The sequence below is a fragment of the Ramlibacter rhizophilus genome (assembly GCF_004681965.1).
GTDB lineage: Bacteria > Pseudomonadota > Gammaproteobacteria > Burkholderiales > Burkholderiaceae_C > Ramlibacter > Ramlibacter rhizophilus.
In genome coordinates, this window is the sequence record NZ_SMLL01000001.1 from 536,469 (window position 1) to 562,208 (window position 25,740).

Annotated in this window: 28 protein-coding genes and 1 riboswitch; of the genes, 5 read left to right on the top strand and 23 right to left on the bottom strand. The window is 70.8% G+C overall.

Annotation, left to right across the window (positions count from 1 at the left end):
* The 18 genes from tolQ to EZ242_RS02620 all read right to left on the bottom strand — a co-directional run bounded on the left by tolQ (nucleotide 1) and on the right by EZ242_RS02620 (nucleotide 14,281).
* A complete protein-coding gene (gene tolQ / locus EZ242_RS02535; RefSeq protein ID WP_135283528.1) occupies nucleotides 1-783 on the bottom strand; it encodes a protein TolQ in 783 nt (260 codons plus the stop codon).
* The gene (gene ybgC / locus EZ242_RS02540) at nucleotides 780-1,187 is read right to left on the bottom strand and encodes a tol-pal system-associated acyl-CoA thioesterase (RefSeq protein ID WP_135283529.1); all 408 of its coding nucleotides are present in this window, start codon (nucleotides 1,185-1,187) and stop codon (nucleotides 780-782) included. The genes tolQ and ybgC overlap by 4 nt, the downstream gene beginning before the upstream one ends.
* Nucleotides 1,184-2,377: a pyridoxal phosphate-dependent aminotransferase gene (locus EZ242_RS02545; RefSeq protein WP_135283530.1), complete on the bottom strand. Its 1,194-nt coding sequence runs from the start codon at nucleotides 2,375-2,377 to the stop codon at nucleotides 1,184-1,186. Before EZ242_RS02545 ends, ybgC begins: the two co-directional genes overlap by 4 nt.
* Before the next feature lie 3 nt (nucleotides 2,378-2,380).
* Nucleotides 2,381-2,932: a transcription antitermination factor NusB gene (gene nusB, locus EZ242_RS02550; RefSeq protein WP_135283531.1), complete on the bottom strand. Its 552-nt coding sequence runs from the start codon at nucleotides 2,930-2,932 to the stop codon at nucleotides 2,381-2,383.
* Nucleotides 2,929-3,393 carry a 6,7-dimethyl-8-ribityllumazine synthase gene (ribH, locus tag EZ242_RS02555; RefSeq protein WP_135283532.1) on the bottom strand — a complete coding sequence of 155 codons (465 nt, stop codon included), beginning with the start codon at nucleotides 3,391-3,393 and terminating at the stop codon, nucleotides 2,929-2,931. The genes nusB and ribH overlap by 4 nt, the downstream gene beginning before the upstream one ends.
* A gap of 51 nt (nucleotides 3,394-3,444) precedes the next feature.
* Nucleotides 3,445-4,578, bottom strand: coding sequence for a bifunctional 3,4-dihydroxy-2-butanone-4-phosphate synthase/GTP cyclohydrolase II (ribBA, locus tag EZ242_RS02560; protein WP_135283533.1), 1,134 nt, complete (start codon nucleotides 4,576-4,578; stop codon nucleotides 3,445-3,447).
* Nucleotides 4,575-5,216 carry a riboflavin synthase gene (locus EZ242_RS02565; RefSeq protein WP_135283534.1) on the bottom strand — a complete coding sequence of 214 codons (642 nt, stop codon included), beginning with the start codon at nucleotides 5,214-5,216 and terminating at the stop codon, nucleotides 4,575-4,577. The genes ribBA and EZ242_RS02565 overlap by 4 nt, the downstream gene beginning before the upstream one ends.
* 44 nt (nucleotides 5,217-5,260) lie before the next feature.
* Nucleotides 5,261-6,346: a bifunctional diaminohydroxyphosphoribosylaminopyrimidine deaminase/5-amino-6-(5-phosphoribosylamino)uracil reductase RibD gene (ribD, locus tag EZ242_RS02570; RefSeq protein ID WP_135283964.1), complete on the bottom strand. Its 1,086-nt coding sequence runs from the start codon at nucleotides 6,344-6,346 to the stop codon at nucleotides 5,261-5,263.
* A gap of 63 nt (nucleotides 6,347-6,409) precedes the next feature.
* Complete coding sequence (locus EZ242_RS02575) at nucleotides 6,410-6,853, bottom strand: type IV pilin protein (protein ID WP_135283535.1); 444 nt, start codon at nucleotides 6,851-6,853, stop codon at nucleotides 6,410-6,412.
* Nucleotides 6,850-7,302: a hypothetical protein gene (locus EZ242_RS02580; RefSeq protein WP_135283536.1), complete on the bottom strand. Its 453-nt coding sequence runs from the start codon at nucleotides 7,300-7,302 to the stop codon at nucleotides 6,850-6,852. The genes EZ242_RS02575 and EZ242_RS02580 overlap by 4 nt, the downstream gene beginning before the upstream one ends.
* A gap of 11 nt (nucleotides 7,303-7,313) precedes the next feature.
* Nucleotides 7,314-8,651, bottom strand: a complete 1,338-nt coding sequence (locus EZ242_RS02585) for a hypothetical protein (RefSeq protein ID WP_135283537.1) — start codon at nucleotides 8,649-8,651, stop codon at nucleotides 7,314-7,316.
* A gap of 49 nt (nucleotides 8,652-8,700) precedes the next feature.
* A complete protein-coding gene (locus tag EZ242_RS02590; protein WP_135283538.1) occupies nucleotides 8,701-9,270 on the bottom strand; it encodes a pilus assembly PilX family protein in 570 nt (189 codons plus the stop codon).
* Between the two features lie 3 nt (nucleotides 9,271-9,273).
* A complete protein-coding gene (locus EZ242_RS02595; protein ID WP_135283539.1) occupies nucleotides 9,274-10,425 on the bottom strand; it encodes a PilW family protein in 1,152 nt (383 codons plus the stop codon).
* Entirely contained in the window at nucleotides 10,425-10,904 is a 480-nt protein-coding gene (gene pilV, locus EZ242_RS02600; protein WP_135283540.1) for a type IV pilus modification protein PilV, read from the bottom strand. Before pilV ends, EZ242_RS02595 begins: the two co-directional genes overlap by 1 nt.
* On the bottom strand, nucleotides 10,901-11,485 hold the full coding sequence (locus EZ242_RS02605) for a GspH/FimT family pseudopilin (RefSeq protein WP_135283541.1): 585 nt from the start codon (nucleotides 11,483-11,485) through the stop codon (nucleotides 10,901-10,903). The genes pilV and EZ242_RS02605 overlap by 4 nt, the downstream gene beginning before the upstream one ends.
* 80 nt (nucleotides 11,486-11,565) lie before the next feature.
* Nucleotides 11,566-12,012 (bottom strand): transcriptional regulator NrdR, encoded by a 447-nt coding sequence (gene nrdR / locus EZ242_RS02610; protein WP_135283542.1) that lies wholly within the window; start codon nucleotides 12,010-12,012, stop codon nucleotides 11,566-11,568.
* 18 nt (nucleotides 12,013-12,030) lie between these two features.
* Nucleotides 12,031-13,275, bottom strand: coding sequence for a serine hydroxymethyltransferase (glyA, locus tag EZ242_RS02615; RefSeq protein ID WP_135283543.1), 1,245 nt, complete (start codon nucleotides 13,273-13,275; stop codon nucleotides 12,031-12,033).
* A gap of 39 nt (nucleotides 13,276-13,314) precedes the next feature.
* Nucleotides 13,315-13,448: riboswitch (ZMP/ZTP riboswitch) on the bottom strand.
* A 20-nt stretch (nucleotides 13,449-13,468) separates the two neighbouring features.
* Nucleotides 13,469-14,281 carry a lytic transglycosylase domain-containing protein gene (locus tag EZ242_RS02620; protein ID WP_135283544.1) on the bottom strand — a complete coding sequence of 271 codons (813 nt, stop codon included), beginning with the start codon at nucleotides 14,279-14,281 and terminating at the stop codon, nucleotides 13,469-13,471.
* A gap of 678 nt (nucleotides 14,282-14,959) precedes the next feature.
* Here EZ242_RS02620 and EZ242_RS02625 point away from each other — a divergent pair.
* Nucleotides 14,960-18,064 (top strand): DUF349 domain-containing protein, encoded by a 3,105-nt coding sequence (locus EZ242_RS02625; RefSeq protein WP_240786958.1) that lies wholly within the window; start codon nucleotides 14,960-14,962, stop codon nucleotides 18,062-18,064.
* A gap of 40 nt (nucleotides 18,065-18,104) precedes the next feature.
* Here EZ242_RS02625 and EZ242_RS02630 read toward each other — a convergent pair whose 3' ends face one another.
* The 5 genes from EZ242_RS02630 to EZ242_RS02650 all read right to left on the bottom strand — a co-directional run bounded on the left by EZ242_RS02630 (nucleotide 18,105) and on the right by EZ242_RS02650 (nucleotide 21,536).
* Nucleotides 18,105-18,863 (bottom strand): M90 family metallopeptidase, encoded by a 759-nt coding sequence (locus EZ242_RS02630; protein WP_135283545.1) that lies wholly within the window; start codon nucleotides 18,861-18,863, stop codon nucleotides 18,105-18,107.
* The gene (locus EZ242_RS02635) at nucleotides 18,863-19,639 is read right to left on the bottom strand and encodes a UDP-2,3-diacylglucosamine diphosphatase (protein WP_135283546.1); all 777 of its coding nucleotides are present in this window, start codon (nucleotides 19,637-19,639) and stop codon (nucleotides 18,863-18,865) included. The genes EZ242_RS02630 and EZ242_RS02635 overlap by 1 nt, the downstream gene beginning before the upstream one ends.
* A gap of 14 nt (nucleotides 19,640-19,653) precedes the next feature.
* Nucleotides 19,654-20,160, bottom strand: a complete 507-nt coding sequence (locus EZ242_RS02640; protein ID WP_135283547.1) for a peptidylprolyl isomerase — start codon at nucleotides 20,158-20,160, stop codon at nucleotides 19,654-19,656.
* A 5-nt stretch (nucleotides 20,161-20,165) separates the two neighbouring features.
* Nucleotides 20,166-20,870, bottom strand: a complete 705-nt coding sequence (locus EZ242_RS02645) for a peptidylprolyl isomerase (RefSeq protein WP_135283548.1) — start codon at nucleotides 20,868-20,870, stop codon at nucleotides 20,166-20,168.
* Nucleotides 20,871-20,966: 96 nt separating this feature from the next.
* Nucleotides 20,967-21,536 carry a tetratricopeptide repeat protein gene (locus tag EZ242_RS02650; protein ID WP_135283549.1) on the bottom strand — a complete coding sequence of 190 codons (570 nt, stop codon included), beginning with the start codon at nucleotides 21,534-21,536 and terminating at the stop codon, nucleotides 20,967-20,969.
* A 169-nt stretch (nucleotides 21,537-21,705) separates the two neighbouring features.
* Here EZ242_RS02650 and cysS point away from each other — a divergent pair, with 169 nt between their 5' ends.
* The 4 genes from cysS to tilS are packed head-to-tail and all read left to right on the top strand — an operon-like array spanning nucleotide 21,706 to nucleotide 25,713.
* Entirely contained in the window at nucleotides 21,706-23,085 is a 1,380-nt protein-coding gene (gene cysS / locus EZ242_RS02655; protein WP_135283550.1) for a cysteine--tRNA ligase, read from the top strand.
* Complete coding sequence (locus tag EZ242_RS02660; protein WP_135283551.1) at nucleotides 23,082-23,732, top strand: DNA-3-methyladenine glycosylase family protein; 651 nt, start codon at nucleotides 23,082-23,084, stop codon at nucleotides 23,730-23,732. The genes cysS and EZ242_RS02660 overlap by 4 nt, the downstream gene beginning before the upstream one ends.
* Nucleotides 23,733-23,780: 48 nt before the next feature.
* Nucleotides 23,781-24,758 (top strand): acetyl-CoA carboxylase carboxyltransferase subunit alpha, encoded by a 978-nt coding sequence (locus EZ242_RS02665; protein WP_135283552.1) that lies wholly within the window; start codon nucleotides 23,781-23,783, stop codon nucleotides 24,756-24,758.
* A gap of 25 nt (nucleotides 24,759-24,783) precedes the next feature.
* Nucleotides 24,784-25,713, top strand: coding sequence for a tRNA lysidine(34) synthetase TilS (gene tilS / locus EZ242_RS02670; protein WP_240786959.1), 930 nt, complete (start codon nucleotides 24,784-24,786; stop codon nucleotides 25,711-25,713).
* Nucleotides 25,714-25,740: the final 27 nt, after the last annotated feature.

Genomic DNA, 25,740 nt, shown 5'->3' on the forward strand with positions numbered 1-25,740 from the left:
TCAGCGCACCGGCTGGGTGGCGGCGGCGGCTGGGGCGCCGCCGGCCGGCGCGGCATTCACGGCCGCGGCGTGCGGCGTCGCGGCATGGCCGGCCATGCCCGCCGCCAGGCTCGCGCCGGCGTTGCGCTGCAGGATGTTGGAGAACTCCTCGATGAAGGTCTCCAGGCGCATGGCCACGCGGTCGATGTCGCGCGAGAAGCGGTTGTAGGCCAGCACCGCGGGAATGGCGGCGAACAGGCCGATGGCCGTGGCCACCAGCGCCTCCGCGATGCCGGGTGCGACGCTGGAGAGCGTGACCTGCTGCAGGCTGGCCAGCCCGGTGAAGGCGTGCATGATCCCCCACACGGTGCCGAACAGGCCCACATAGGGCGAGACCGAGCCCACCGAGGCCAGGAAGGACAGGTGGCTTTCCACCGCGTCCACCTCGCGCTGGAAGCTCGCGCGCATGGCGCGGCGGGCGCCGTCCAGCAGGGTGCCGGGGTCCTGGATGCGACCGGCGCGCAGCTTCTGGAACTCGCGCATGCCCGAGGCGAAGATGCGCTCCATGGGGCCGGCGCTGCGCGGATGCTGCGCCGCCGCGGCGAACAGCTCGTTCAGGCTGGTGCCGGACCAGAACTTGGCCTCGAAGTCCTCGTTGAGGGACTTCACGCGCTTGAGCGCGAAGAGCTTCTGGAAGATGGCGGCCCAGCTCGCGATGGACACGCCCACCAGCAGCAGCATGACCGCTTGCACCACCCAGCTGGCGCCCAGCACCAGTTGAATGATGGACATTTCTTGATTCATCTCGTATTGACCAGTGTTTCGATGAGAACGGAAGGCATTCTGGCAGGCCGCAGCGTCGAAAGGTCCACCCAGCCGATGCGGATGCTGCCTTCGGCCAGCACGGCGCCCGAACTGCGCAGCCGGGCCTGCTGAGCCACGACGACCGAAGCTTGCCCTGCCGCTTCGAGCCGGGCCGTAACGATGAGTTCATCGTCCAGCCGGGCCGGGCGCAGGTAGCGCACCGAGGTTTCGCTGACGACGAAGGCGCCGCCCGTGTCCTCGCGCAGCTTGCCCTGCGCGATGCCCAGGGCGCGCAGCCACTCGGTGCGCGCACGCTCGAAGAACTTCAGGTAGTTGGCGTAGAAGACGATGCCGCCGGCGTCCGTGTCTTCCCAGTAAACCCGGATGGGGAACTCGAAGCTCATGCCGCGTCCTCGTGCAAGGCCTTCATGCGCGCCACGGCCTCCTGCAGGTGCGCCAGCGAGCTGGCCGTGCTGAAGCGCACGAAACGCTGCGTGGCATGCTGGCCGAAGTCGCGCCCCGGCGTGACGGCCACGTGCGCCCGCTTCATGAGCTCGAAGGCGAACTCCCAACTGCCCGGAAGGCCCCAGCGCTGCGCCCAGGCGCTGCAGTCGGCCCAGGCGTAGAAAGCGCCGTCCGGCACCACCGGCACGGGCAGGCCGAGCTGCTCCAGCTGGGGAATGAAGAAGTCGCGCCGCGCCTTGAACTCGCCGCGGCGGCGCTCGTACTCGGCGATGCTGTCCGGCTCGAAGCAGGCCAGCGCCGCATGCTGCGCCACCGTGCTGGGGCAGATGAAGAGGTTCTGCGCCAGGCGCTCCACCACCGGCACCAGCGCCTCGGGGACCACCAGCCAGCCCAGGCGCCAGCCGGTCATGCTGAAGTACTTGGAAAAGCTGTTGACGCTGATGAGGTCCTCGCCCAGCGCCAGCCCGGTGTGGCCGAAGGTCTCGTCGTAGCTCAGGCCCAGGTAGATCTCGTCCAGCAGCGTGATCCCGCCGCGCGCCCGCACGAAGGCGTGGATGCGCGCGAGCTCGGCCGGGTGGATGGAGGTGCCGGTCGGGTTGGAGGGCGAGGCCAGCAGCACGCCGCGCGTGCGCGGCCCCCAGGCCGCCTCCACCTGCCCGGCCGTGAGCTGGAAGCGCCCCGCCGCATCCGTGGGCAGCAGCACGGCGCGGCCCTCGGCGGCGCTCACGAACTGCCGGTTGCAGGGATAGGAGGGGTCCGGCATGAGGATCTCGTCGCCCGGATCGACCAGCGCCAGGCAGGCCAGCTGCAGCGCGGCCGAGGCGCCGGCCGTGACCACGATGCGCCGCGCCGGCACCTGCACGCCGAAGCGCTCGCCGTACCAGGCCGCGATGCGCTCGCGCAGCGCGGGCAGGCCGCAGGCGGCGGTGTACTGCGTGCGGCCGTCCCGGATGGCGCGCTCGGCCGCCGCCTGCACGGCCGGCGGCGCCGTGAAGTCCGGCTCGCCGATGTTCAGGAAGACCATGGGCCGGTCGCTGGCGGCGCTCTCGCGCGCCAGGCGCTCGGCGGCCTTGGCCACCTCCATCACGTAGAAGGGCTCGATGCGTTCGGCGCGGCCGGCGATGCGCATCCTTCAGGGTCCTTTGCTGCGGTTCCGGTCGGCCTCGGTCTCCTGCGGCCGCAGGGTCGGGGCCAGGCCGTTGAGCACCGCGTTGACGTACTTGTAGCCGTCGGTGCCGCCGAACTCCTTGGCCAGCTCGATGCATTCGTTGAGGACCACGCGCCAGGGCACGTCCAGGGCGTGCTGGAACTCCCAGGCGCCGATCCACATGATGGCCCGCTCGATGGGCGAGAGCAGCTCCAGCTTGCGGTCCAGGAGCGGCACGATCAGCGCGTCGAGCTGTTCGCCCTCGCGGATGGCGCCGTGCAGCAGGGCGTCGTAGTGCGACGAGTCGGCCTTGTGGAAGCCGGAGAGGTCACGGGTGAAGCGGTCGATGGCCTCGGGCTCGTTGCCGCCCACGAGGTGCTGGTACAGGCCCTGCAGCGCGAACTCGCGCGCGCGCGTGCGGGCCGACTTGGCCGAGGCCTTGCGCGCACCGGTGCTGGTCAGGCCCGGGCCGGACAGGGGCCGCGGCGGTCGGGGCGGGCGCGCGTTGCCGCCGGCGTCCTGGGTGTCGTCGCTCATTCGATGCCGTCCAGCAGGCGTGCCATCTCGACCACCACGCGGGCGGCGTCCACGCCCTTGTCCGTCTGGCGGGCGATGGCCTGGGCCATGTTCTCGGTGGTGAGGATCACGTTGGCGATGGGCAGGCGCTGGTCCAGCCCCACGCGGGTCACGCCGGCGGCCGACTCGTTGGCCACCAGCTCGAAGTGGTAGGTCTCGCCGCGGATGATGCAGCCCAGGGCGATCAGCGCGTCGAAGCGGCCGGTCTGCGCCAGGCCCTGCAGCGCGATGGGGATCTCCAGCGCGCCGGGGACGAACAGGTGGGTGATGTCGGCCGAGGCGACGCCCAGCCGCTCCAGCTCGCCCAGGCAGGCGGCCGCCAGGGCGTTGGTGACGCTCTCGTTGAAGCGTGCCTGCACGATGCCGATGCGCAGGCCCTTGCCGTCGAGGCGGGGGGCCTGGCCTTTGTCAGCGCCAAACATGAATGGGGTTCTTTCGTTTTGCGGCGTCCATCGGGGAACGGACGCGGACTTTCAGGAGGGATTGAGGTAACCGGTGACTTCGAGGCCGTAGCCCGCCATGCTGGGCATGCGGCGCGGTGCGCCCATGAGCGCCATGCGGTGCACGCCGCATTCGCGCAGGATCTGCGCCCCGATGCCATAGGTGCGCAGGTCCATGCGCCCGCGCTCGGGCGCCTGGGCCGGCCGCGCCGTGCCCTCGAACTGCTCCAGCAGCTGCTCGGCCGACTCGCCGCCATTGAGCAGCACCACCACGCCGCGGCCTTCGCGGGCGATGTGCGCCAGGCTGCGGTCCAGTGGCCAGGAGTGCAGGGGGCGCCCGACTTCCAGGGCGTCCAGCACCGACAGCGGCTCGTGCACGCGCACCGGCACGATGTCCTCGGGGCCCCACTCGCCCATGACCAGGGCCAGGTGCAGGCCGGCGCTGGGCTCGTCGCGCCAGGCGTGCGCGGTGAAGAGGCCGTGGGCGGTCTGCAGCGGACGCGAGCCCAGCTTGCGCACCAGGCTTTCGTGGCGGCTGCGGTACTCGATCAGGTCGGCGATGGTGCCGATCTTCAGGCCGTGTTCGGCGGCGAAGGACTGCAGGTCCGGCAGGCGGGCCATGGTGCCGTCGTCCTTCATGATCTCGCAGATGACGGCGGCGGGCGTGAGGCCGGCCATGTGGGCCAGGTCGCAACCGGCCTCGGTGTGGCCGGCGCGCATGAGGACGCCGCCGTCCACCGCCTGCAGCGGGAAGATGTGGCCCGGCTGCACCAGGTCTTCGGCGCGCGCGTTCGCGCCCACGGCGGCACGGACGGTGCGGGCGCGGTCGGCGGCGCTGATGCCGGTGGTCACGCCCTCGGCGGCTTCGATGGAGACCGTGAAGGCGGTGGCGTGCTTGGTGCCGTTGCGCGTGACCATGGGCGGCAGGCGCAGGCGCTCGCAGCGCTCGCGCGTGAGGGTCAGGCAGATCAGGCCGCGGCCGAAGCGGGCCATGAAGTTGATGGCCTCGGGCGTGACGTGGTCGGCGGCGAGGACGAGGTCACCCTCGTTCTCGCGGTCTTCCTCGTCCACCAGGATCACCATGCGGCCGGCGCGCAGCTCGGCGACGATGTCCTCGACCGGCGAGATGGCGACCGGCGCCAGGGGGCTGAGAAGGGCGGCGTTCATGGCGTGGCTTTCAGGGAGGGGGCGCCGGCGAGCATGCGCTCGACATAGCGCGCGATGAGGTCGATTTCCAGGTTGACGGCCTGGCCGCTTCGCAAGCTGCGCAGGGCCGTGTTCTCCACCGTGTGGGGAATGAGGTTGATGCTGATCTCGCAGCCTTCGGGCAGGTCGCGCACGCGGTTGACGGTGAGGCTCACGCCGTTGACGGTGATGGAGCCCTTGAAGGCGAGGTAGCGCCCGAGGGCGGCGGGTGCGAGCAGGCACAGCTCCACGCTCTCGCCCGCGGGCTCGAAGCGCGTCACCTGGCCGATGCCGTCCACGTGCCCCGAGACGATGTGCCCGCCCAGGCGGTCGTGCGCACGGAGGGCCTTTTCCAGGTTGACCTCGCCCCCGGCTTCGGACAGGCCCGCGGTGCAGGCGAGCGATTCTGCGGAGATGTCGATGGTGAAGCGGGCGGCCGCGGCGTCCAGCGAGGTGACCGTCATGCAGGCGCCATTGAGCGCGATGCTGTCACCCAGGCCCACGTCGTCCAGGTAGCCGGCGGGCGCCTGGACGGTGAGGCGCTTGCCGTGCTGCAAGGAGCTTCCGAGGTCGTGGACGGCGGCGATGCGCCCCACGCCGGTGATGATGCCGGTGAACATCGCGGTATTTTCGCAGGGATTGCCGCCCCGCTCCCCGAGGGGGCTCAGAACGCGTCGCGGCCGGGGATGCGGGCGAGCACGCGCAGGTCCGGGCCGACCGGCTGCACGCCGCGGAACGCGAGCGGCACGCCCTGGGCCAGCGCGTCGAAGGGCCCGATGGCGGCCAGCCCGCGGCCGGGCCCGAGCAGGCGCGGCGCGAGGTACAGCAGGAACTCATCGACGAGCCCTTCGCGCACCAGCGAACCGTTGAGCTTGAAACCGGCCTCCACGTGCAGCTCGTTCACCTCGCGGGCGGCCAGGTCGCGCAGCATGGCGGCCAGGTCCACCTTGCCGTGGTCGCCGGGCAGGGCGATCACGCTGGCGCCTTCGCTCTCCAGGATGCGGCGGGCCGGGCTGTCGTCCACGGCGGCATAGACCAGCACCTCGCGCCCCGTCTGCAGGAGCCTGGCCGAGCGCGGAAGCTCCAGGCGGCTGTCCACCACCACCAGCCGGGGCTGGCGCGGCGTGGGGACTTCCCGCACATCCAGGCGCGGGTCGTCCTCCAGCACGGTGCCGATGCCCGTGAGCACGGCACAGGCCCGGGCGCGCCAGGCGTGGCCGTCGGCCCGCGCCGCAGCGGAGGTGATCCACTGGCTGGCCCCGTTGCCCAGGGCCGTGGTGCCGTCCAGCGAGGCGGCGATCTTCATGCGCACCCAGGGCGTGCCACGGACCATGCGGCTGAAAAAGCCGATGTTCAGCTCGCGAGAGGCCTCGGCGCCCGGGCCGACCTCCACGGCGATGCCGGCCGCGCGCAGGCGCTCGAAGCCCCGGCCGCCGACCTTGGGGTTGGGGTCCTGCAGGCTGGCGACCACGCGGGCGATGCCGGCGCCGGCCAGCGCCTCGCAGCAGGGGCCGGTGCGGCCGTGGTGCGAACAGGGCTCCAGGGTGACGTAGGCGGTGGCGCCCCGCACCTCGTTCCCGCGGGCCTGCGCATCGCGCAGGGCCATGACCTCGGCATGCGCCTGCCCGGCGGCCTGGGTGAAGCCTTCCCCGAGCAGGCGGCCGGCGGCGTCGACGATCACGCAGCCCACGTGGGGGTTGGGGCTGGAGATGTAGAGGGACTGCTCGGCCAGAGCGAGGGCGCGGGCCATGGGGTCCGGCAGCGGCTCGGTGGGGTCGGAAGGAGGAAGGGGCAAGGTCGTGGGGTGCAAAGCTCAGGGCCAGCAGGACTTTACATCGGCACCGCCCGTGCGATCCCGCCCGCCGGACTCGTCCAGGCTCAGGGTGCCGCACGGGGTGTCCTGCTGCTGGGCCCCCTGCGGCTCGGCCTGGAGCACGAAGGTGGCGGCCTGGGGCTGGCCGGTGGCGAAGCGCAGCTCGTAGTGGCCGGCCAGGTCAGTCACGCAGCGCGTCTGCGGCAGCGTGTTGCCCAGGTAGGTCATCTGCGTGGTGTAGCGGCGCTCCATCTGCTGCGCGATTTCCTGCAGGCAGGCGGCCGCAAGCGTGCGGCGGCTCTTGCGCACGTGCGACTGGTAGCCAGGGTAGGCGATGGCGGCGAGGAGGCCGACGATCGCGACGGCGATCATGAGTTCGATGAGGGTGAAGCCGCGGGCGGGGGTGGGGCGGCTGCGTGCGGCCGGGGTGTGCTGGGAGCTCATTCCTTCACCACCTCGCGCCAGGCCAGGCGGCCTTTGAACTTGAGGGTCTTGGCCGCGCCGGGGCCGGTGTCCACCTGCCCGATGCTCGGCCCCTGGGTGCCGGTGCTGTCGCCACTTCCGCCGACCAGGATCGTGGCGCCGCCGTCGGGGCGGCGCATCAGCTGTGGCTGGGTCGGTACGCCCACGTCCAGGTCGACGGAGCCGATGAAGCGGGCGCCGATCCGATCGTTGTCCATCGATCCGTCACGGTCCGTGTCGAGCACGCCGGTGTCCAGTCCGGCGCCAGTGAAGGGGTCCAGCACGTTCAGGAAGCCCCGTCCGCCGGGGGTGCAGGGGTCATTGGTGACGGGGTACATGGAGGCCGCGAGGAGCACGGGCAGGCCGAGGTCGACGACGCGGGATTCGGTGACGATCCGCTCGCCCTTCAGGCCGGGCTGTGAGAAGTCCACGAACCATCCTTTTAGACCGGCCATGTCCTGGCTGGACGCGGAGGAGAAAGTTCGGGCCGACGCTTCCCGCACAGCGGCGCCTTGGCGGCGCTGTTGATCTTGTCGAAGGGGTCGTCCCATGCGGGAGCGGGAAGGCCGACGGCGTCGTCCATGGCGCGGCCGCCGCCTGCGTAGGTTGAGGTGGGCTGGCGCTTGCCCGCGAAGTAGCGCAAGGCTTCATACATCATCTCGCCCACGGGATTACCCCAATCGGGGAATTCGCCCGGAAGCGGACCGCGGTCCGTGAGGAACGGGCCGCGGTACCGAGGGTTGGTCATGCCGTTGTTGTGGTCACGAATGCGCAGTGCGTCATAGCTGCGCACGATGCCGGTCGCACCGGTGAATTGACCAGTCCGGGCATTGACTTCGTCAGTGAAAGACGAGATCACCTTGCGCAGCCGCCCGCCCGCCATGCTGTTGTCGTAGCTGCCAGTCAGGAGCCCGAACTGCATGGCTCCCGACTCGCCGTACTCGTGCAGGAGCCCCGTCGGTTTGTTGGTGCCACTGGGGTATTGCTTGCAGCCTTGAGTGAAGCCGGGGGTGCAGACGGAGACGCGGACGGTGTAGTTCGTTCGCCGTGGGGTCGGGTTCTCTTCCAGCCTTTGCACATCGGCGAGCACTGGCGCCTCGCTAGATGCCCACTTCCACACGCGGCTAGTCGAGTTTTCCACGACCGAAAGCCAGGGCGGCAGGTTGCTGCAGTTGGCGAGCACACTGCAGTCCACCCCGTTCGTGCGCGTGACGTTGCCGAAGAAGTGACGCTTGCCCGCGTTCGGCTGCGGAACCGGTGTGTAGTCGCTGATGCGGTAGGCGTCGACCGCCTCGCTTGTGTATTCCTTGGCCCAGGAATGCGCGTCCTGGGGAATGTAGGCGCGGCGCAGGACGGTTTGGGTCTCGGTGTCAACGTCCCGCATGCCTCCGTACAGCACGACGCGCAGTGCGTCGATACGGCTGGTGGTGACGTAGTTGAGCCAGTTCCCCGACCACTGACCGACGCAGCGGCCATCGGGGGTAGTCCTCGTCGGTGTGAAGCCTTGCGGCAATGACGGGACCCCATAGGTGTAGCAGTAGTTGGGGTTGAACAGCCCCAGATACGTGATCCCCGGCTTGAACCGGATGTCCAGCGTCCCATCCCCATCGATGTCGCTCGCATCGTTGTAGGCCTCGTAGAACAGCCGGTGGTCCTTGCCCGACACCAGCATGACCAGCGGCGGGGCCGACTGTTGCACGGACAGCGGCACCGGCGGAATGGTGAGGCCCCAGGCCGTGGTTGCCAGGGCTGCGGCGACGATGGCCAGGAGGCTTCGCATCGGTGAAGGGCATCGGCGCTTCGGCGGTGTGCCAGGCAGACGAGGACTCTCATTCGGTCGCATAGATCGACTCCAGGACGACTTCGGCCCGACCGTCGGTGCCACCCGCCCGCGCGGTGATGCGATAGCGCTTGCAGGTGGCCGGGTCGGACGGGTTCGGGCCGCAGGGGAAAGCGCCGCCCAGGTATTCGGCGAGGTACCGGGGTGTGAAGGTCAGGGCCCCCGCGCCGACGGTCTGCGCATCGGACCACTCGGCCGCCGGTGCGGTCTTCCAGCGCAGGCTGCCGTCTGCCGGTGCAGGGCAGGCGCGCACCGACAGGCCGGCGCCCGTCACATCCGTGCAGGGCCCCCCCGCGGGCGCGGGCGTGGGGCGCAGCTGCTCCAGGCGCTGTTCCACGTCCCGCAGGGCCGCCTCGGCAGCCTGGAAGGTCGCGGCCCGGTCGAGCGCCTGGCCGGCCATGCGCTCCTCGTGCAGCACGAGGCGTAGGCTGGCCAGGCCCAGGACCAGCATGACCGCCAGCAGCACCAGGCTCACGATGACCACCATGCCGCGCTGGGCGCGGCGGCGCTTTCGGGCGGTGAGGGCATGCGGGGCGATCATCGGACCGGGGCTGTGCATCGCTTACTTCACCGCGTTGCGCAGCGCCGCGACGGCCACCAGCTGTCGCGACAGCGGCTTGCCATCCGTGCCAAGGACCGAGTCGCTGGCCAGCGTGAGCCGCACGCGCAGCGCGATCACTTCGGCGGCCGGGTTGTTCCACAGGCCCGCGAAGTCCTTGGCCGTGCGCCAGGGGCCGCTCACGCTGCCGTTCGCGGCGCGGGTGAGGTAGTCGATCTGCATGTCGGCCACGCCGGGGATGATTTCTTCAGGGACAACGTCGATCGTCGCGGGCGCGGTGGTCTTGCTCTTCTGGAGTCCTCGGCGGTACAGCGAGCGGCCGCCCCGGCTGTTCGTGCCCACGTACCAGAAGGCCGGGTCCCAGCGCACGAGCAGGGCGCCGCTGGCGAAGGTCTTGTCCTGGGCCTGCGTGCAGCCCGCAGCGAGGCTTCCCAGGCTGGTGCTGCAATTGAGGTAGGGCGCGGCGCCGTAGGCGAGGGCGGAGCCCGAGAGCGCACCGACCTGCAGCAGGGACGCGCTGAAGGCGTCGCAGAGCAGGACCAGGTCGTCGCTTTCCAGGCCGCCCTTGTCCGCCAGGGTGAAGGCGGGCGCCGCCGCGTCGTGGCTCGCGATGCGTCCGTAGCCTGTCTCGGCGCCGCCCGGGCGAAGCAGCAGCACGGCGTCGGTGCCGCTCGCGCGCTGGGCCGCCGCGTTGCCGAAGGCGACGATGGGCGCGCTGTCTTCGGTGCCGTCATAGCCGCGCACGAAGCCGGCGTCGGTATCGGCCCACCAGGCCACGGTGGGGTTTCCGGCGGTGCGCAGCACGTTGGCGCGCAGGGGCGAGCCGCAGGGGGACAGGCCGGTGTCCCGCGCTTCCCGCATCAGCAGGTCGAAGGCGAATCGCGCGTTCTCCTGCAGGCGCGCGAGCTGCTCGGTGTCGCGGTAGGCGACGCGGTTGCTCAGGTAGATGCTCAGGACGCCGCCGATCACCAGCAGACCCAGCAGCAGGGCCACCATGAGTTCCACCAGGCCGACGCCGCGCTGGGAAAACGCAGGCGCCGGTTCGCGGGCCGACGCGGAACCCGCTTTGCGGGGCCGCTGGTGGCGCGCCGTCGAGGGGGAGAGGGCCAGAGCCCGAGCGGGCTTGCCGAAAGCGCTACGCAGGTGGGCGTCCATCAGATCCTCGAGTCGAGCCGGAAGGCCTGTTCGGCCGAGCCGCCCGCAGCGCTGTCGTCCCAGCGGATTTCCACGCTGCACAGGTAGTCGGCCTGGCAGGCCACCCGCACGCAGGTGCTGGTGTCGTCGGCCGAGCCCAGTCCGGCCTTCACGTCGGCGAGCCACTGCTGCAGGCTGTCCTGGGCCAAGGCATGGCTGCTGGCGAGCCCGGCCGACAGGCAGACGAAGTTGCTGCCGGTCCCGTAGGCGCCAGCGCGTGCCTGGTCACGATCGACCCGCAGCACGTCCAGCAGGTACTGGCTCATCATGCTGGCCTGGCTGCGCTGGAGCGCGCCGACGTTCGCGCGCAGCGCACGGGTCTGGAGGGCGGCCAGGCCGATCAGGGCGAAGGCCAGGATCAGCACCGCCACCATGACTTCGATGAGGGAAACGCCGCGCACGCGGCGAAGGGGCGGCCCGGGACGTAAGCGGTGGCTCATGACTTGGCTTCGCAGGCACTGCTGACCGCCGCCGGCGTGGTGAGGACCACGCGGCCGGTCCGGATGACCACCAGGTCGCGCGCCCGCTCCGCGTCCGGCAGGGAGCTGGCCGTGCTGCAGACGCGCAGCGTGCCGTTGCCGGACGCTTCGCCGCTGGGCCGGAAGAAGATGCGGTCCTGGAAGGCCAGGTTGCCCCGCACGAGAAGCTGCGTGCCTGCCGCAGGCGTGCGCGACAGCACCGCTTCGCCGGTATCGAGGGCGCTGTTGGCATTGGTGTCCTGGAAGACGAGCCAGCCGGTGTCCCAGCGCTGGGCGGCGTCGGTGCTGCAGGTGCTGCCGTCCTGGCTGCGGCAGACGGTGATGCGCTGGCCGCGGCGGATGGCTTCGCCGCGCGCGCGGGCCAGGGTGGCCATCAGATCGCTGCTGGCGGCGGACAGGCGGGCCGTATGGATCTGCCGCAGGAAGGATGGAGCGGCCAGCGTGGCGAGCACGACGAGGATGGCGATGCCCACCATGAGCTCGATGAGCGTGAGCCCGCGCAGCAAGGCCGCGGGCCGGGCAGACCAGGATGGGCGCGGCATCCCGCGACTATGCGGGAAATGTCACCCGAAAGGCAACACAAATCAGGCTTTTGGTTGCGTAATCGCCGCCTGATGCGGCCTCAGATGTCCGTCTTGATCAACGCCGTGAAGTCCCGCACGTCCTCGAAGCTGCGGTAGACGCTGGCAAAGCGCACGTAGGCAACCTTGTCCAGCTTCTTCAGCTCGCGCATCACCAGCTCCCCGACGGCGGACGACGCAATCTCCCGCACGCCCATGTTCAGGAGCTTCTCCTCGATGCGCTCGACGGCCCGGTCCACCTGCTCGGTGCTGACCGGGCGCTTGCGCAGCGCGAGCTTCATGGAGCCCAGCAGCCGGCCGCGGTCGTACTCGACCCGCCGGCCGTCCTTCTTCACCACGGCGGGGAAGGCCACGTCGGGCCGCTCGTAGGTGGTGAAGCGCTTCTCGCAGTGCGCGCACTGGCGCCGCCGGCGGATCGACTCGCCGTCTTCGGCGACACGCGTCTCGACCACCTGGGTTTCGGCGTTGCCGCAGAAGGGGCATTTCATGGCAGGTTCAGGCGCTTCTCAGCGGTAGACCGGAAAGCGGCGCGTGAGGGCGTTGACCTTCTCGCGCACCGCCTGCAGGTTGGCGGCATCGCGCGGATTGTCCAGCACGTCGGCGAGGAGGTTGGCGGTGATGCGCGCCTCTTCTTCCTTGAAGCCGCGCGTGGTCATGGCGGGCGTTCCGATGCGAACGCCGCTGGTGACCATGGGCTTTTCCGGGTCGTTGGGGATGGCGTTCTTGTTGATGGTCATGTGGGCTTCGCCCAGCACCGCCTCGGCTTCCTTGCCGGTGATGCCCTTGGCCCGCAGGTCCACCAGCATCACGTGGCTTTCGGTGCGGCCGCTCACGATGCGAAGGCCGCGCTGCACCAGCGTCTCGGCCACGACCTGCGCGTTCTTCACCACCTGCTGCTGGTAGGTCTTGAACTCCGGCGCCAGGGCTTCCTTGAAGGCCACCGCCTTGGCCGCGATGACGTGCATCAGCGGGCCGCCCTGCAGGCCGGGGAAGATGGCGCTGTTGATGGCCTTCTCGTGCTCCGGCTTCATGAGGATGATGCCGCCGCGCGGGCCGCGCAGGCTCTTGTGCGTGGTGGAGGTGACCACGTCCGCGTGCGGCACCGGGTTGGGATAGACGCCCGCGGCGATGAGGCCGGCGTAGTGCGCCATGTCCACCATGAAGATCGCCCCGACCTCGCGGGCCACGCGGGCGAAGCGCTCGAAGTCGATGCGCAGCGCATAGGCCGAGGCGCCCGCGATGATCAGCTTGGGCCGGCTCTCGCGCGCCTTGCGTTCCATGGCGTCGTAGTCGATCTCTTCCTTGTCGTTCAGGCCGTAGGAGACCACGTTGAACCACTTGCCGCTCATGTTGAGCGCCATGCCGTGGGTCAGGTGGCCGCCTTCGGCCAGGCTCATGCCCATGATGGTGTCGCCCGGCTTGAGGAAGGCGAGGAACACGGCCTCGTTGGCCTGGGCGCCCGAGTGCGGCTGCACGTTGGCGGCCTCGGCACCGAAGAGCTGCTTCAGGCGCGAGAGCGCCAGCTGCTCGGCGATGTCCACGTTCTCGCAGCCGCCGTAGTAGCGCTTGCCGGGGTAGCCCTCGGCGTACTTGTTGGTCAGCTGCGTGCCCTGGGCCGCCATCACGGCGGGCGAGGCGTAGTTCTCGCTGGCGATCAGCTCGATGTGCTCTTCCTGGCGGCGGTTCTCGGCCTGGATCGCGGCGAAGAGTTCGGGGTCGGTTTGCTCGATGAGGATGTGGCGGTCGTACATGGCGGCAGTCCTGAGAGACGGTGTTCCCTGTTCACGAACAAGGGCTGCCCAGGCGAACGGCTGAACACCGCCAGTGCGGTGGCACGCTTCCCCGTGGTGACCCACGTCGGCCGTGGCCGCCGGCGCGGGGTGTGCCGCCGGCGCCGCGCCTATCGCCAGTCGCGTACCGCGCGAGTGTAGCCCAGGGTTTTCCTCAGGAGAGCGAGGCGACGCGCGCCTGCTCGGGGCCCGGCGCCTCGGGCTGGGCCGGGACCTGGGTGCGCAGCGACGGGGAGGCAAAGGGCGAGATGTTGCGGCCGGCGGCCACCTGGCGCAGGCGCTCGTGCTCGGCCAGCACCTTCTCGGCGTAGCCGTTGTCGTCCGGCAGGTTGGCCGCGCCCACGTACCACTTCAGGCCGGCCTCGACGGAGCCGGCGCGCTGGATGCACTCCTGCAGCACCCGCACGCCCACGCGCAGGTTGGAGACAGGGTCGAAGGCGGCGTGCTTGCCGCCGAAGAGGTCGTATTTCTCGCCGTGGACCTTGGTCATGACCTGCATGAGGCCCTGCGCGCCCACGGGGCTCTGGGCGAAGGGATTGAAGCCCGATTCGATGGCCATCACGGCCAGGATCAGCGTGGGGTCCACCTTGGCCTTGACGCCCAGCTGGTAGGCCTCCGCCACCAGCGCGCTGATCGGCTCCGGCGCGACGCGGTACTTGCGGCTCAGCCAGAAAGCCACGGCGGCCTGCTGCTTGGGCAGCTCGCCGGGGTCGGCGGCGGTGGCCCGCAGGATGCCGGTGAGGTCCGGCACCAGTCCCATGGCGTCGGCCTTGCGCGCCTGCAGCCAGCCGGCCAGGTGCGTCTCGCCGGTTTCGCGCAGGTCGGGCCGCACGCCCAGCGCGAGCGCGGCCACGACCGTGGCCAGCCCGAGCAGGGCAAAGCCGTTGTGGGTGATGTCGAGGAATCCCTGGGCCACGTCCGATGCGAACACGCGCAGGCCGCTGAGAATCTCGTTCGACGCTGTCATAGCACTTCCTTTCTCACGCGGAAGGCGCTGCCGGACACCTGGCCGGCGCGTCTTCTCGTTCTGATGGGGATGCGGTCTGCAAGGGCGCGCATGCATTGCCTCCTGCGCGGCGCTTCAGACCTCGCCGGGGTCGGCAGCGGAAAGAGCGAACCCTGGCTCGGCCAGGGCGGCGGATTCTAGGCACGGGCAAAATAACTGGTCAAGCATAAAAGACCAAATCGTTATACGGGTTTACCGTGGAAGTTCCCAAAATACCGTGAAAAATTGCAAGCAAACGTCAGCAGGCGCCGATTGGCCGCGTGGGATAGGGGCGCGTCATCGCGATCTGGCAATCGGAAGCCATTTCTCGATTGATTGTCGGAATTAGGTGGTCCGGGGGCGCCGGCGTAAATTCCGCTGCGTCCGCGTCATGCGGGCATCGCCGGGACGCTGAAGGCGAAACGGCACCATCCGGAAGCAATCGTTGCTTCCCGTGCGCTGCGAAACAAGATGCTTTCGCAGCGCCGCCGCAGCCGGGCTTGGCGCCCGCTGCTCCGAAGGCCCGGCTCGGCATCACCGCCGTACCGGGCCTTCTTCATGTCCCCGAGCTGCGTTTCGGCGCGGAGCACTGCGCAATCGCGGCGAGAATAGCGGTTTGCCCTTCATGCGGTCGCCGTCCGAGCGACCCGAGATAAGCCAGTGAATCAAGCCACGCTCAAACCCCACGACATCCAGGCGCTCGACGCATTGACCGGAGGGGCCTTCACCGCGCCGACCTCCGGCGAGCGCGCGTCCCGCCTGCGCGAATGGCTGGCCTCCGAGCCCGAAGCCGAGCAGATGCAGCTGGTGTTCCGCGAACTCAGCAGCCGTGACAAGGGCGCGGCGCGCGTGGTGCGCGAGCGGCTCGACGAGATCAAGCGCGCCAAGGGCCAGGAGGCCATCGCCGCCGAATGGAGCGCCAAGGCCGAGGGCCTGCTGGCCCAGCCCAAGCTCAACATCGCCGACGCCATGGCCTGGCAGCGCGACGCCGCCAAGGCCGGTGCGCCCCTGAGCCGCGAGCCGCTGGCGGGCCTCAAGGCGCAACTGGCCGAGCGCATCCGCGGCATCGAGGACCTCCAGCACCGCGTGCAGGTCCAGCGCGAAGCGGCCGTGCTGCTCGCGCAGCGCATCGAAGTCCTGTCCACCAAGCCCTGGCGCGATGCACAGGCTGCCGCCGAGGCCCTGCGCGTGGACGTGCCCGACTGGCAGTCCCAGGCCGACGCGCTGGTGCAGGACCCCGGCTGGGTGAGCGTGGATGCCCGCTTTCCGCCCTTGCTGGACGCCTCGCGCAGCCAGCTCCAGCTGGTCTGGGAAGCCTTCCAGACGGCGCTGTCCCAGACGGCCGCCGCCGACGCCGATCCTGCTGCGCCGCTGCCGCCCGTGCCCGTGTGGGCCGACGAGGTCCGCGCTGCCCGGGGCCTGCCGCCCGAGGCGCCGCCCGCCAAGCCCGGCAAGCCCAAGGTCGATCCGCAGGCGCGCGCGCACGCCAACGAGGCCGTGTCCGCGGCCCTGGCCCGCCTGCAGAAGGAAGTGACCGAAGGCCACGGCAAGGCGAGCACCGACGCCGCCGCCGCCCTGCGCACCGCGCTCAAGGAGCATGGCCGCCTGGTCGACGACAAGCTGGAGAGCGAGGCGCACGCCGCGCTCGCCGCCGCCGGCGAGATGGAAGGCTGGCAGCGCTGGCGCACGGACCAGCTGCGCCAGGAACTGGTCGCCAAGGCGGAGAACCTGTTCGAGTCGGTGCCGGTCCGGGGTGCGCCGGCCTCACGGGCTGGCGAGGCGACGCAGGCGCCGTCCAAAGACGAGACTCCCGCCAGCAGCGAGGTGCCGACTGCGGTCGCAGGCGAAATGCCCGGCCCGGACGAGGCCGCGCGGACCGAAGAAGTCGCCGCGCCCGCGCCTGAGCAGCAGCCCATCGCACAGGCCGCCCCCGAGCAGGAGCCCGTTGCAGAGGCCGCCTCGCCGGAAGCCGAAGCCGCCTCCGCGCCGGAAGCCGAAGCCGCCTCCGCGCCGGAAGCCGAAACCGCCGGCGAAGCCGATACCGACGCCGCTGCGCAGGCCGCCACACCGGCGAGCGAAGCCGCTGCCGCACCGGCATCCGGCGCCGGCTCCGAGGCCGCTCCTGCCCGCAAGGCCCGGGGCGGGCGTGCCGCACCGGCCGCCGTGGAGCGCAAGCCCCGCTACGGTGGTCGCCGCATGCAGGAGGAACTGCGCAGCCTGCGCGACCAGTGGAAGAAGCTGGACCAGGGCGGTGCACCCAACCACGCGCTGTGGAAGCGTTTCGACCACGCCTGCAACGAGGCCTACAAGGTGGTCGAGGCCTGGCTGGAGAAGGTCAAGACCGAGTCCGCCGAGCACCGCGCGCGCCGCCTCGCGCTCATCGAGGAGCTGCGGGCCTGGGCGGCCGGCAACGAGGGCGGTGCCCAGGCCGACTGGAAGGCCTTCGCGCGCGCCCTCCACCAGTTCGAGTCGCGCTGGCGCGAGGCCGGGCACCTGAGCGAGAAAGCCTTCGCCGAACTCCAGCCGCAGTGGAAGGAGGCCCTGGCCGCCGCCGAGGCGCCGCTGGCCGGCGTGCAGAAGCAGAGCCTGGAGCGCCGGCACGCCATGATCGAGGAGGCCAAGGCGCTGGGCGCGCAGCCGGCCCTGCGCATCGATGCGGTCAGGTCGCTGCAGCAGCGCTGGCAGGCCGAGGCGCAGGCGGTTCCGCTGGAGCGCAAGCAGGAGCAGAAGCTCTGGGAGGCCTTCCGCAAGCCCATCGACGACGCATTCAACCGCAAGAGCGAGGAGCGCGAACGCGCGGCCGCCTCGCTGAGCGAGCGCGACCGCGCCGTGCTGGAGTGCTCCAAGGCCCTGGAAGCCGCCAACGCCAGCGGCGACGCGCAGAAGATCCGCACCGCCATGGCGGCCCTGGATGCGGCACTGAAGGGCCAGGCGGCCGAGCGGGCCCAGGCCGCTGCCGCCGCCCCGGCGTCCGCGCCGGAGGGGGCGCCTGCCGCCGACGCCGCGACCGATTCCGACGCTGCGCCCGCGGAGGGCACCGAGGGCACCGAGGGCGACACCGCGGCCGCGCCCCCGCCGCCCAAGCCGGCGCCCAAGCCCGTGGTGGCCCGGCGCGGGGACGACCGCCCGGGCATGAAGCGCGACGAGCCGGCGCAGCCCGGCCGGGGCGGCCGCTTCGGGGACCGCAAGCCGGGTGGCCCCGGGGCAGGGCGGCCGGGCGAGCGCGGCGCCGGCTTTGGCCGTGATGGCGGCCGGGACGCCGGCCGGGGCGGCCGCTTCGGCGACCGCGCGGCCGAGGACCGCGGGCCGCGCCTGGGCGACGTGGCCTTTCGCGCCCAGCGCGATGCGCTGGACCATGCCCAGCAGGCCTTGCGCAAGCTGGCCGCGCAGGCGCACGGCGAGGCCCTGGGCCAGCTGCTGGGCGCCTGGGAACAGCGTGCGCCGGACCAGGTGCCCAGCCAGAGCGAGCTGGGTCGGGCCGTCAGCCCCGCGGTGCGCGGCAGCTGGGTCCAGGCCCTGCAGTCGGGGCCGTCCGGTGACGCTTCCGAGGCCCTGCTGCGCCTGGAGATCGCGGCCGAGGTCCCCACGCCCGCCGAGCACCTCGACGCCCGCCGTGCGTTCCAGCTGCAGCTGCTCACGCGGCGCAACGACCCGTCGCCCGCCCAGACCTGGGGCCAGGACGCGGCCCGCGTGTTCGCCTCGGCGCACCAGCCGAACGTGGCGCGGCGGCTGCAGAACGTGCTGAAGGTGCTGCTGCGCGGCTGAAGCGGGAACCTCGGGGCGACCATCGGGTCGCCCGAGGGGTTCACGCCGCCGGCTGGAAGAAGCCGTCGAACAGCGCGAGCAGCCGGGGAAACTCGCGCGCGAAGCGTTCGCGGTTGACGAAGTAGGCCTCGCAGGCCACGGCGAAGAACTCGCCGTGGTCCGTGGCGCCATACGCGTTGAGCCAGGGCGCCTCGGCGCCGAAGCGTTCGGCCATCACCACCTGTTCACGGAATCGGTCGTAGTCCTCCCGCAGCACCGTGAGCCAGGCCTGCCGGCCGTGGGCGGAACGCAGGGGAGGGCAGCCGTCGGCCGCGCCGTCGCGCAGGTCCAGCTTGTGGGCGAACTCGTGGATGACGAGGTTGTAGCCCTCGTGCGCCAGGCGCCCGCCGGCCTTCACGTCGGACCAGGACAGCATCACCGGCCCGCGGTCCATGGCTTCGCCGGCCAGGACCTCGTCGTACTGGTGCACCACGCCCGCTTCGTCGGTGGCCGTGCGGCGGGCGAGCGCCTCGCCGGGGTGGACCACGATGCCCACGAAGTCGTCGTACCAGGACAGGCCCAGGTGCAGCACCGGCAGCACGGCCTGGGCAGCGATGGCCAGGGCGGTCTCGTCGGTGATCTCCAGGCCGTGTACGCCGTTGAACTCCTTGTCCTGCAGGAAGCGCGCGCTCATCTCGCGCAGGCGCTCGCGCTCGGCCGGGGAACGCGCGGCCAGGAAGGGGTAGTCGCGCAGAACGCCGCGCCACAGCGACTCGGGGATCTGGGGCGGGGGCAGCCGCCGGCGCAGCCAGCCGAACATCAGCGCAGGTCGATGCGGTCCAGGCCGCCGCCGCGTGACAGGCGCAGCACCTGGGCACGCGGTGGGCTGGCCTGCAGGTCCCAGTCGCTCAGGACGATGCGGCGCAGCCCCTCGCCCAGCGCGTGCTCGCCGGGCCGGTGCGTGTGGCCGTGGATCAAGGTGTCCGCGCGCGCCGCGCGCAGCGCATCGCGCGCGCTCGCGGCGTCCACGTCGGCATAGGCGGGAAGGCCGCGCTGGTGGTCGCGGCTGGCGTCGCGCATCTGCCGGGCCATGGCGTGGCGCTGCGCGAGGGGCTTGCGCAGGAACTGCGCCATCCACGCGGGGTCGCGCACCTGCGCGCGGTACTGCTGGTATGCCGCGTCGCCGGTACACAGCGCGTCGCCGTGCGAGAGCAGCCAGCGATGGCCGCCGAAGACGAGCACGGTGGGATCGTGCAGCAGGCCGATGCCGCAAAGCCTGGCCAGGTCCTGCCCGACCAGGAAGTCGCGGTTGCCGGCCATGAAGAAGAGCGGCCGGCGCCGGGCCGCCGAGGCGAGCAGGGCGGCGCAGTCGGCCTCGTAGCCGGGCTCGGCCGCGGCGTCGTCACCGACCCAGGCCTCGAACAGGTCGCCGAGCACGAAGACCGCCTGCGCCGGCGTGTGCGCCAGGTACTCGTCCAGGGCCTCGAAGGTGGTGGGCACCTGCGCCTGCAGGTGCAGGTCGGAGATGAAGTCGACGGCCCCCCAGTCCCCGGATGCCTCCAGTTCGGCGATGGGGGCAGGGGCGGCCGCGTCCACGCTGCCTCGCTTGCTCAGGCCTCGACGGCCTTGGCGATGAGGACGTCGTCCTTGGGCACGTCGTCGTGGAAGCCACGCCGGCCGGTCTTCACGCCGGCGATGCGGTCCACCACCTCGGTGCCCGAGACCACGCGGCCGAAGACGGCATAGCCCCAGCCCTGGGCGCTGGGCGCGGTGTGATTGAGGAAGGCGTTGTCGGCCACGTTGATGAAGAACTGCGCCGAGGCCGAGTGCGGGGCCTGGGTGCGGGCCATGGCCACGGTGTACTTGTCGTTCTTCAGGCCGTTGTTCGCCTCGTTCTCGATCGTGGCGTCGGTGGGCTTTTGCTCCATGCCGGCCGTGAAGCCGCCGCCCTGGACCATGAAGCCGGGAATGACGCGGTGGAAGATGGTGCCGTCGTAGTGGCCCTTCTTCACGTAGCTCAGGAAGTTGGCGACCGTCTTGGGTGCCTTGTCGCCGTCGAGTTCGAGCGTGACGACGCCGTAATCGGTGATGTGCAGTTCGACTTTGTGCTGGGGCATGGTGATTACTCCTTGATCAGGGTGGCCGACTTGATGACCACCGGGGTTCTGGGAACGTCGGACGGGAAGGGCCCGCCCGCGCCGGTCTTGACGGATTCGATCTTCTTGACCACGTCCATGCCGCTGACCACCTTGCCGAAGACGGTGTAGCCGAACAGCTGCGGCGAGCGCTCGAGCGAGGCGCGCGGCACGTTCTCGTACACGCGGCCCTGGAATTCGAACTTCGGCACCGGGTCGCCGGGCGGAATGAGCGTGGGGTCGAGGAAGGCGTTGTCCTTGGTATTGATGAAGAACTGCGCCGAGGCCGAATGCGGGTCGCTGGTGCGGGCCATGGCCACGGTGCCCACCACGTTGCGCGGGCCGCCCGCGGCCAGGGCCTCGCGTCCTTCGTGGCGCAACGGAGCGCGCGTGGGCTTCTCGTTGTAGCGGGTGTCGTAGCCGCCACCCTGGATCATGAAGCTGTCGATGACGCGGTGGAAGATGGTTCCCTCGTAGTGCTTGTCGCGCACGTACTGCAGGAAGTTGGCCACCGTCTTGGGCGCCTTGTCCGGATACAGCTCGATGACGATGTCGCCGGCGCTGGTCTCCAGCTTCACGCGCGGGGCTTCGGGTGTGCCCTGCGCTTGCGCGGCCCAGGGCGACAGGGCCGCGGCCGCGGCCAGCAGGACGGTGGCGGCGCGGCGGTTCAGCCCGTGCGGCGATCGGTTCATGGCGGAAGACTCCTTGATGCTTCTTGCTGTGCTTGGCAGGCCGCGCGGGTGGGACCGCCCGGCAGGGTACACCGGGCAGGGCCCGGCGTGGGGGGCCTAGTTGCGCGGCGGTGCCGCGGGCCTGCGGGAAGGAGCCTTGCGCGGCTCCAGCAGTTCCCGCACGAGCGCGAGCTTGGGCGCGACCGTGGCCGCCGCTGCCGGATCGACCTGCGCCGCACGTCCGTAGGACTGCCCGGCCATGCGCACGTAGATATCGCCCAGGTTCTCATGCGCCACGGCATAGCCGGGGTTGGTGCGCACGGCCATCTCGAGCGCGGTGCGCGCCTTGTCCAGCTCGTTCTGCTGGGCATAGAGGACGGCAAGGTTGTTGTACGGCTCGGGCAACTCGGGGTAGTCCTGGGTCAGGCGTTCGAAGGCGCCGATGGCCTCCGGCGTGCGGCCGCTCTGCGTGAGGATCACGCCGCGCAGGAAACGCATCTGCGGATCGCGCGGCTGGCCGGCCAGGTACTGGTCGGCACGGCCCAGGGCCTGCTCGAGCTGGCCGGCGGACACGAGCTGCCGGACCTCCGAATAGGCGTCGGCCCAGGCCTGCGAAACGGCCAGCAAAAGCGTGGCCGCCAGCAGGGCGCGCAGGCGTCGAAAGAACAGGGGCAGGCCGTGGGGCATCGCGCGAAAACCGCGCCTTTGCAAGCCGCGGGGGGTTATATACTGCGGCGGATTGTAGCCACGGGCTGCCTTGCGCCATGCAGCGCCGGCACCCGCTGCGGCCCGAACAAGAACACCCGAACCCACCGTATCCATCGGCCCTGCCCGCGTGCAGCGGCCGTGAGCATTCATGAGTCTGCGCATCCACAACACGCTCTCGCGGGCGGCCGAGGACTTCGCTCCGATCGACCCCGGGCATGTGCGCATGTACCTGTGCGGCATCACCGTCTACGACCTGTGCCATGTCGGCCATGCCCGCGCCAACGTGGCCTTCGACGTGGTGCGGCGCTGGCTGCAGGCCAGCGGGCTGCGCGTCACCTACGTTCGCAACATCACCGACATCGACGACAAGATCATCCGCCGCGCGGTGGAGAACGGCGAGCCCGTGCGCGCACTCACCGACCGGATGATCGGCGAGATGCACCGCGACTTCGACGCGCTGGGCATCGCCCGCCCGGACCACGAGCCGCGCGCCACCGACTACGTGCCCCAGATGCTGGACATCGTGCGCTCCCTGGAACAGCGCAAGCTCGCCTACCGCGCCACCTCCGGCGACGTCAACTACGCCGTGCGCCGCTTCCCCGGCTACGGCAAGCTCTCGGGCAAGTCGCTGGACGAGCTGCACGCCGGCGAGCGCGTGGCCGTGCTGGACGGCAAGGAAGACCCGCTGGACTTCGTGCTCTGGAAGTCCGCCAAGCCCACCGAGCCGCAGGACGCGCAGTGGGACAGCCCCTACGGCCGCGGCCGCCCCGGGTGGCACATCGAATGCTCGGCCATGTCCTGCGCGCTGCTCGGCGAAACCTTCGACATCCATGCCGGCGGGGCCGACCTCATCTTCCCGCACCACGAGAACGAGATCGCGCAGAGCGAAGGCGCGCACGGCAAGGCCCTCGCGCGCGTGTGGATGCACAACGGCTTCGTCAACATCGACAACGAGAAGATGTCCAAGTCGCTGGGCAACTTCTTCACCATCCGCGAGGTGCTGCAGAAGTTCGACGCCGAAACGCTGCGCTTCTTCATCGTGCGCGCGGACTACCGCAGCCCGCTGAACTACAGCGACGTGCACCTGGACGACGCGCGCAATGCGCTGCGGCGCCTCTACACCGCGCTGGACGCGGTGGCACCGGCACCGATGCTGGCCATCGACTGGCAGGAGCCCCATGCCGCGCGCTTCAAGGCCGCCATGGACAACGACTTCGGCACGCCCGAGGCGGTGGCGGTGCTCTTCGAGCTGGCGGGCGAGGTCAATCGCACGCGCTCGGCACCGCTCGCGGGCCTGCTCAAGGCACTGGGCGGCTGCCTGGGGCTGCTGCAGGGCGAGCCGCGTGCGTTCCTGCAGGGCGGGGCGGCGCTGGACGCCGGCGGCATCGAGCAGCGCATCGCCGAGCGTGCCGCCGCCAAGCAGGCCCGGGACTTCGCCACCGCCGACCGCATCCGCTCCGAGCTGCTCGCGCAGGGCATCGTGCTCAAGGACTCGCCCACCGGCACCACCTGGGAGGCCGCGCCATGAGCGACGCGACCGGCAGCCCCGTGGAGGTCGTGCAGCCTCCCTACTGGCAGGAGGCCTGCAAGCACCTGGCGCGCAAGGACCGCGTGATGAAGCGCCTCATCCCGCAGTTCGGCGACGCCTGCCTGCGTTCGCGCGGCGACGCCTTCACCACGCTGGCGCGCAGCATCGTCGGCCAGCAGATTTCCGTGAAGGCGGCGCAGAGCGTCTGGGACCGCTTCGCGCTGCTGCCGCGCAAGATGGCCCCGGCGGACGTGCTGCGCCTGAAGGTGGACGACATGCGCGCGGCGGGCCTGTCGGCGCGCAAGATCGAGTACCTGGTGGACCTGGCCCTGCACTTCGACTCCGGCGCCATCAAGGCCAGCGCCTGGGACGACATGGACGACGAGGCCGTCATCGCGGAGCTGGTGGACATCCGCGGCATCGGCCGCTGGACGGCGGAGATGTTCCTCATCTTCCACCTCATGCGCCCCAACGTGCTGCCGCTGGACGACATCGGCCTCATCAACGGCATCAGCAAGAACTATTTCTCCGGCGAGGCCGTCAGCCGCAGCGACGCCCGCGAGGTGGCGGCCGCCTGGGCCCCTTTTTGCAGCGTGGCCACTTGGTATATTTGGCGGTCGCTCGATCCGCTGCCGGTCGAGTATTAGGGTCCGGAGCCCCCGCGCGCGGCTCCCCAGAAAACAATCGAGGTCCTCTTGGCCAAACGAACCTTTCTCGATTTCGAGCAGCCCATCGCCGAGCTCGAAACCAAGATCGAAGAACTGCGCTACGTGCAGACCGAGTCGGCGGTGGACATCTCCGAGGAGATCGACCAGCTCTCCAAGAAGAGCCAGCAGCTGACCAAGGACATCTACAGCGAGCTCACCCCCTGGCAGATCACCAAGATCGCGCGCCATCCCGAACGGCCGTACACGCTGGACTACGTGGGCGAAATCTTCACGCAGTTCGTCGAGATGCACGGCGACCGCCATTTCGCCGACGACAAGTCCATCGTCGGCGGCCTGGCCCGCTTCAACGGCCACGCCTGCATGGTGCTGGGCCACCAGAAGGGGCGTGACACGCGCGAGCGCGCCGCCCGCAACTTCGGCATGAGCCGGCCCGAGGGCTACCGCAAGGCGCTGCGCCTCATGAAGACCGCCGAGAAGTTCAAGCTGCCGGTCTTCACCTTCGTGGACACGCCCGGCGCCTACCCCGGCATCGACGCCGAGGAACGCGGCCAGTCGGAAGCCATCGGCCGCAACATCTTCGAGATGGCGCAGCTGCAGGTGCCCATCATCACCACCATCATCGGCGAGGGCGGCTCCGGCGGCGCGCTGGCCATCTCGGTGGCCGACCAGGTGCTCATGCTGCAGTACTCCGTGTATTCGGTCATCAGCCCCGAAGGCTGCGCCTCCATCCTCTGGAAGACCGCCGACAAGGCCCAGGACGCGGCCGATGCCATGGGCATCACGGCGCATCGCCTCAAGGCCCTGGGCCTGGTCGACAAGATCGTGAGCGAGCCGGTGGGCGGTGCCCACCGCGACCACCGCCACATGGCCGCGCTCCTCAAGCGCGCCCTCAACGACGCCTGGCGCCAGGTGGCCGACCTCAAGCCGCGCGAGCTGCTGGACCGGCGCTACGAGCGGCTGCAAAGCTATGGCCGCTTCAACGACACCAAGGCCGAAGCCCTCTGAGTCGTCCTCCCCGGCGCGCGGGCCCGTGGAGGCCGCGCTCGCCGACGTGCCCGTGGGCGTGCCGCTGGGCGTGGCCTACAGCGGCGGTGCCGATTCCACGGCGCTTCTCCTCGCCGCCGCGCGGCTGCGGCCCGGCCAGGTGCAGGCCCTGCATGTCCACCATGGCCTGCAGGCCGCGGCCGACGACTTCGAGCGCCATTGCGCGCAGGTCTGCGAATGCCTGGGCGTGCCGATCCACGTCGAGCGCGTCGATGCGCGCCACGCGCCCGGCGACAGCCCCGAGGATGCCGCCCGCCGTGCCCGCTACGAAGCCCTCGCGCGCGTGGCGCAGGCCCATGGCCTGCGCACGGTGCTGCTCGGCCAGCACGCGGACGACCAGGTGGAGACGCTGCTGCTGGCGCTGAGCCGCGGCGCGGGCCTGCCCGGCCTGGCCGGCATGGCGCCGTCCTTCGAACGCGACGGCGTCACCTTCCTGCGCCCCCTGCTGCGCCTGCCCGGGCCGGTGCTGCGGGAATGGCTGCGAACCCAGGGACAGGGCTGGATCGAGGACCCGAGCAACGCCGACACCGGCCTCACGCGCAACCGCATCCGCCACGGGCTCATGCCCGCGCTGGAAGCGGCCTTCCCGGCCTTTCGCGACACCTTCGCGCGCTCGGCCCGGCACGCGGCGCAGGCGCAGCGGCTGCTGCACGCGCTGGCGCAGGACGACCTGTCCGCCATGCAGGGCGACCCGGACATCGCGGCCCTGCAGCGCCTGCCCCGCGAGCGCCAGGCCAACCTGCTGCGCCATTGGCTCGCTGCCGGCCACGGCGTGGCCTGCAGCAGCGCGCAACTGGAGGAACTGCTGGACCAGGTGCAGGCCTGCCGCACGCGCGGCCATGGCATCCGCATCAAGGTCGCCTCCGGCCGCGTCGAACGCGAAGGCCCGCGGCTGGCCTGGCACCCGGCGATATAATTTCGCCGCTTTTGCGCAGGACGCCCC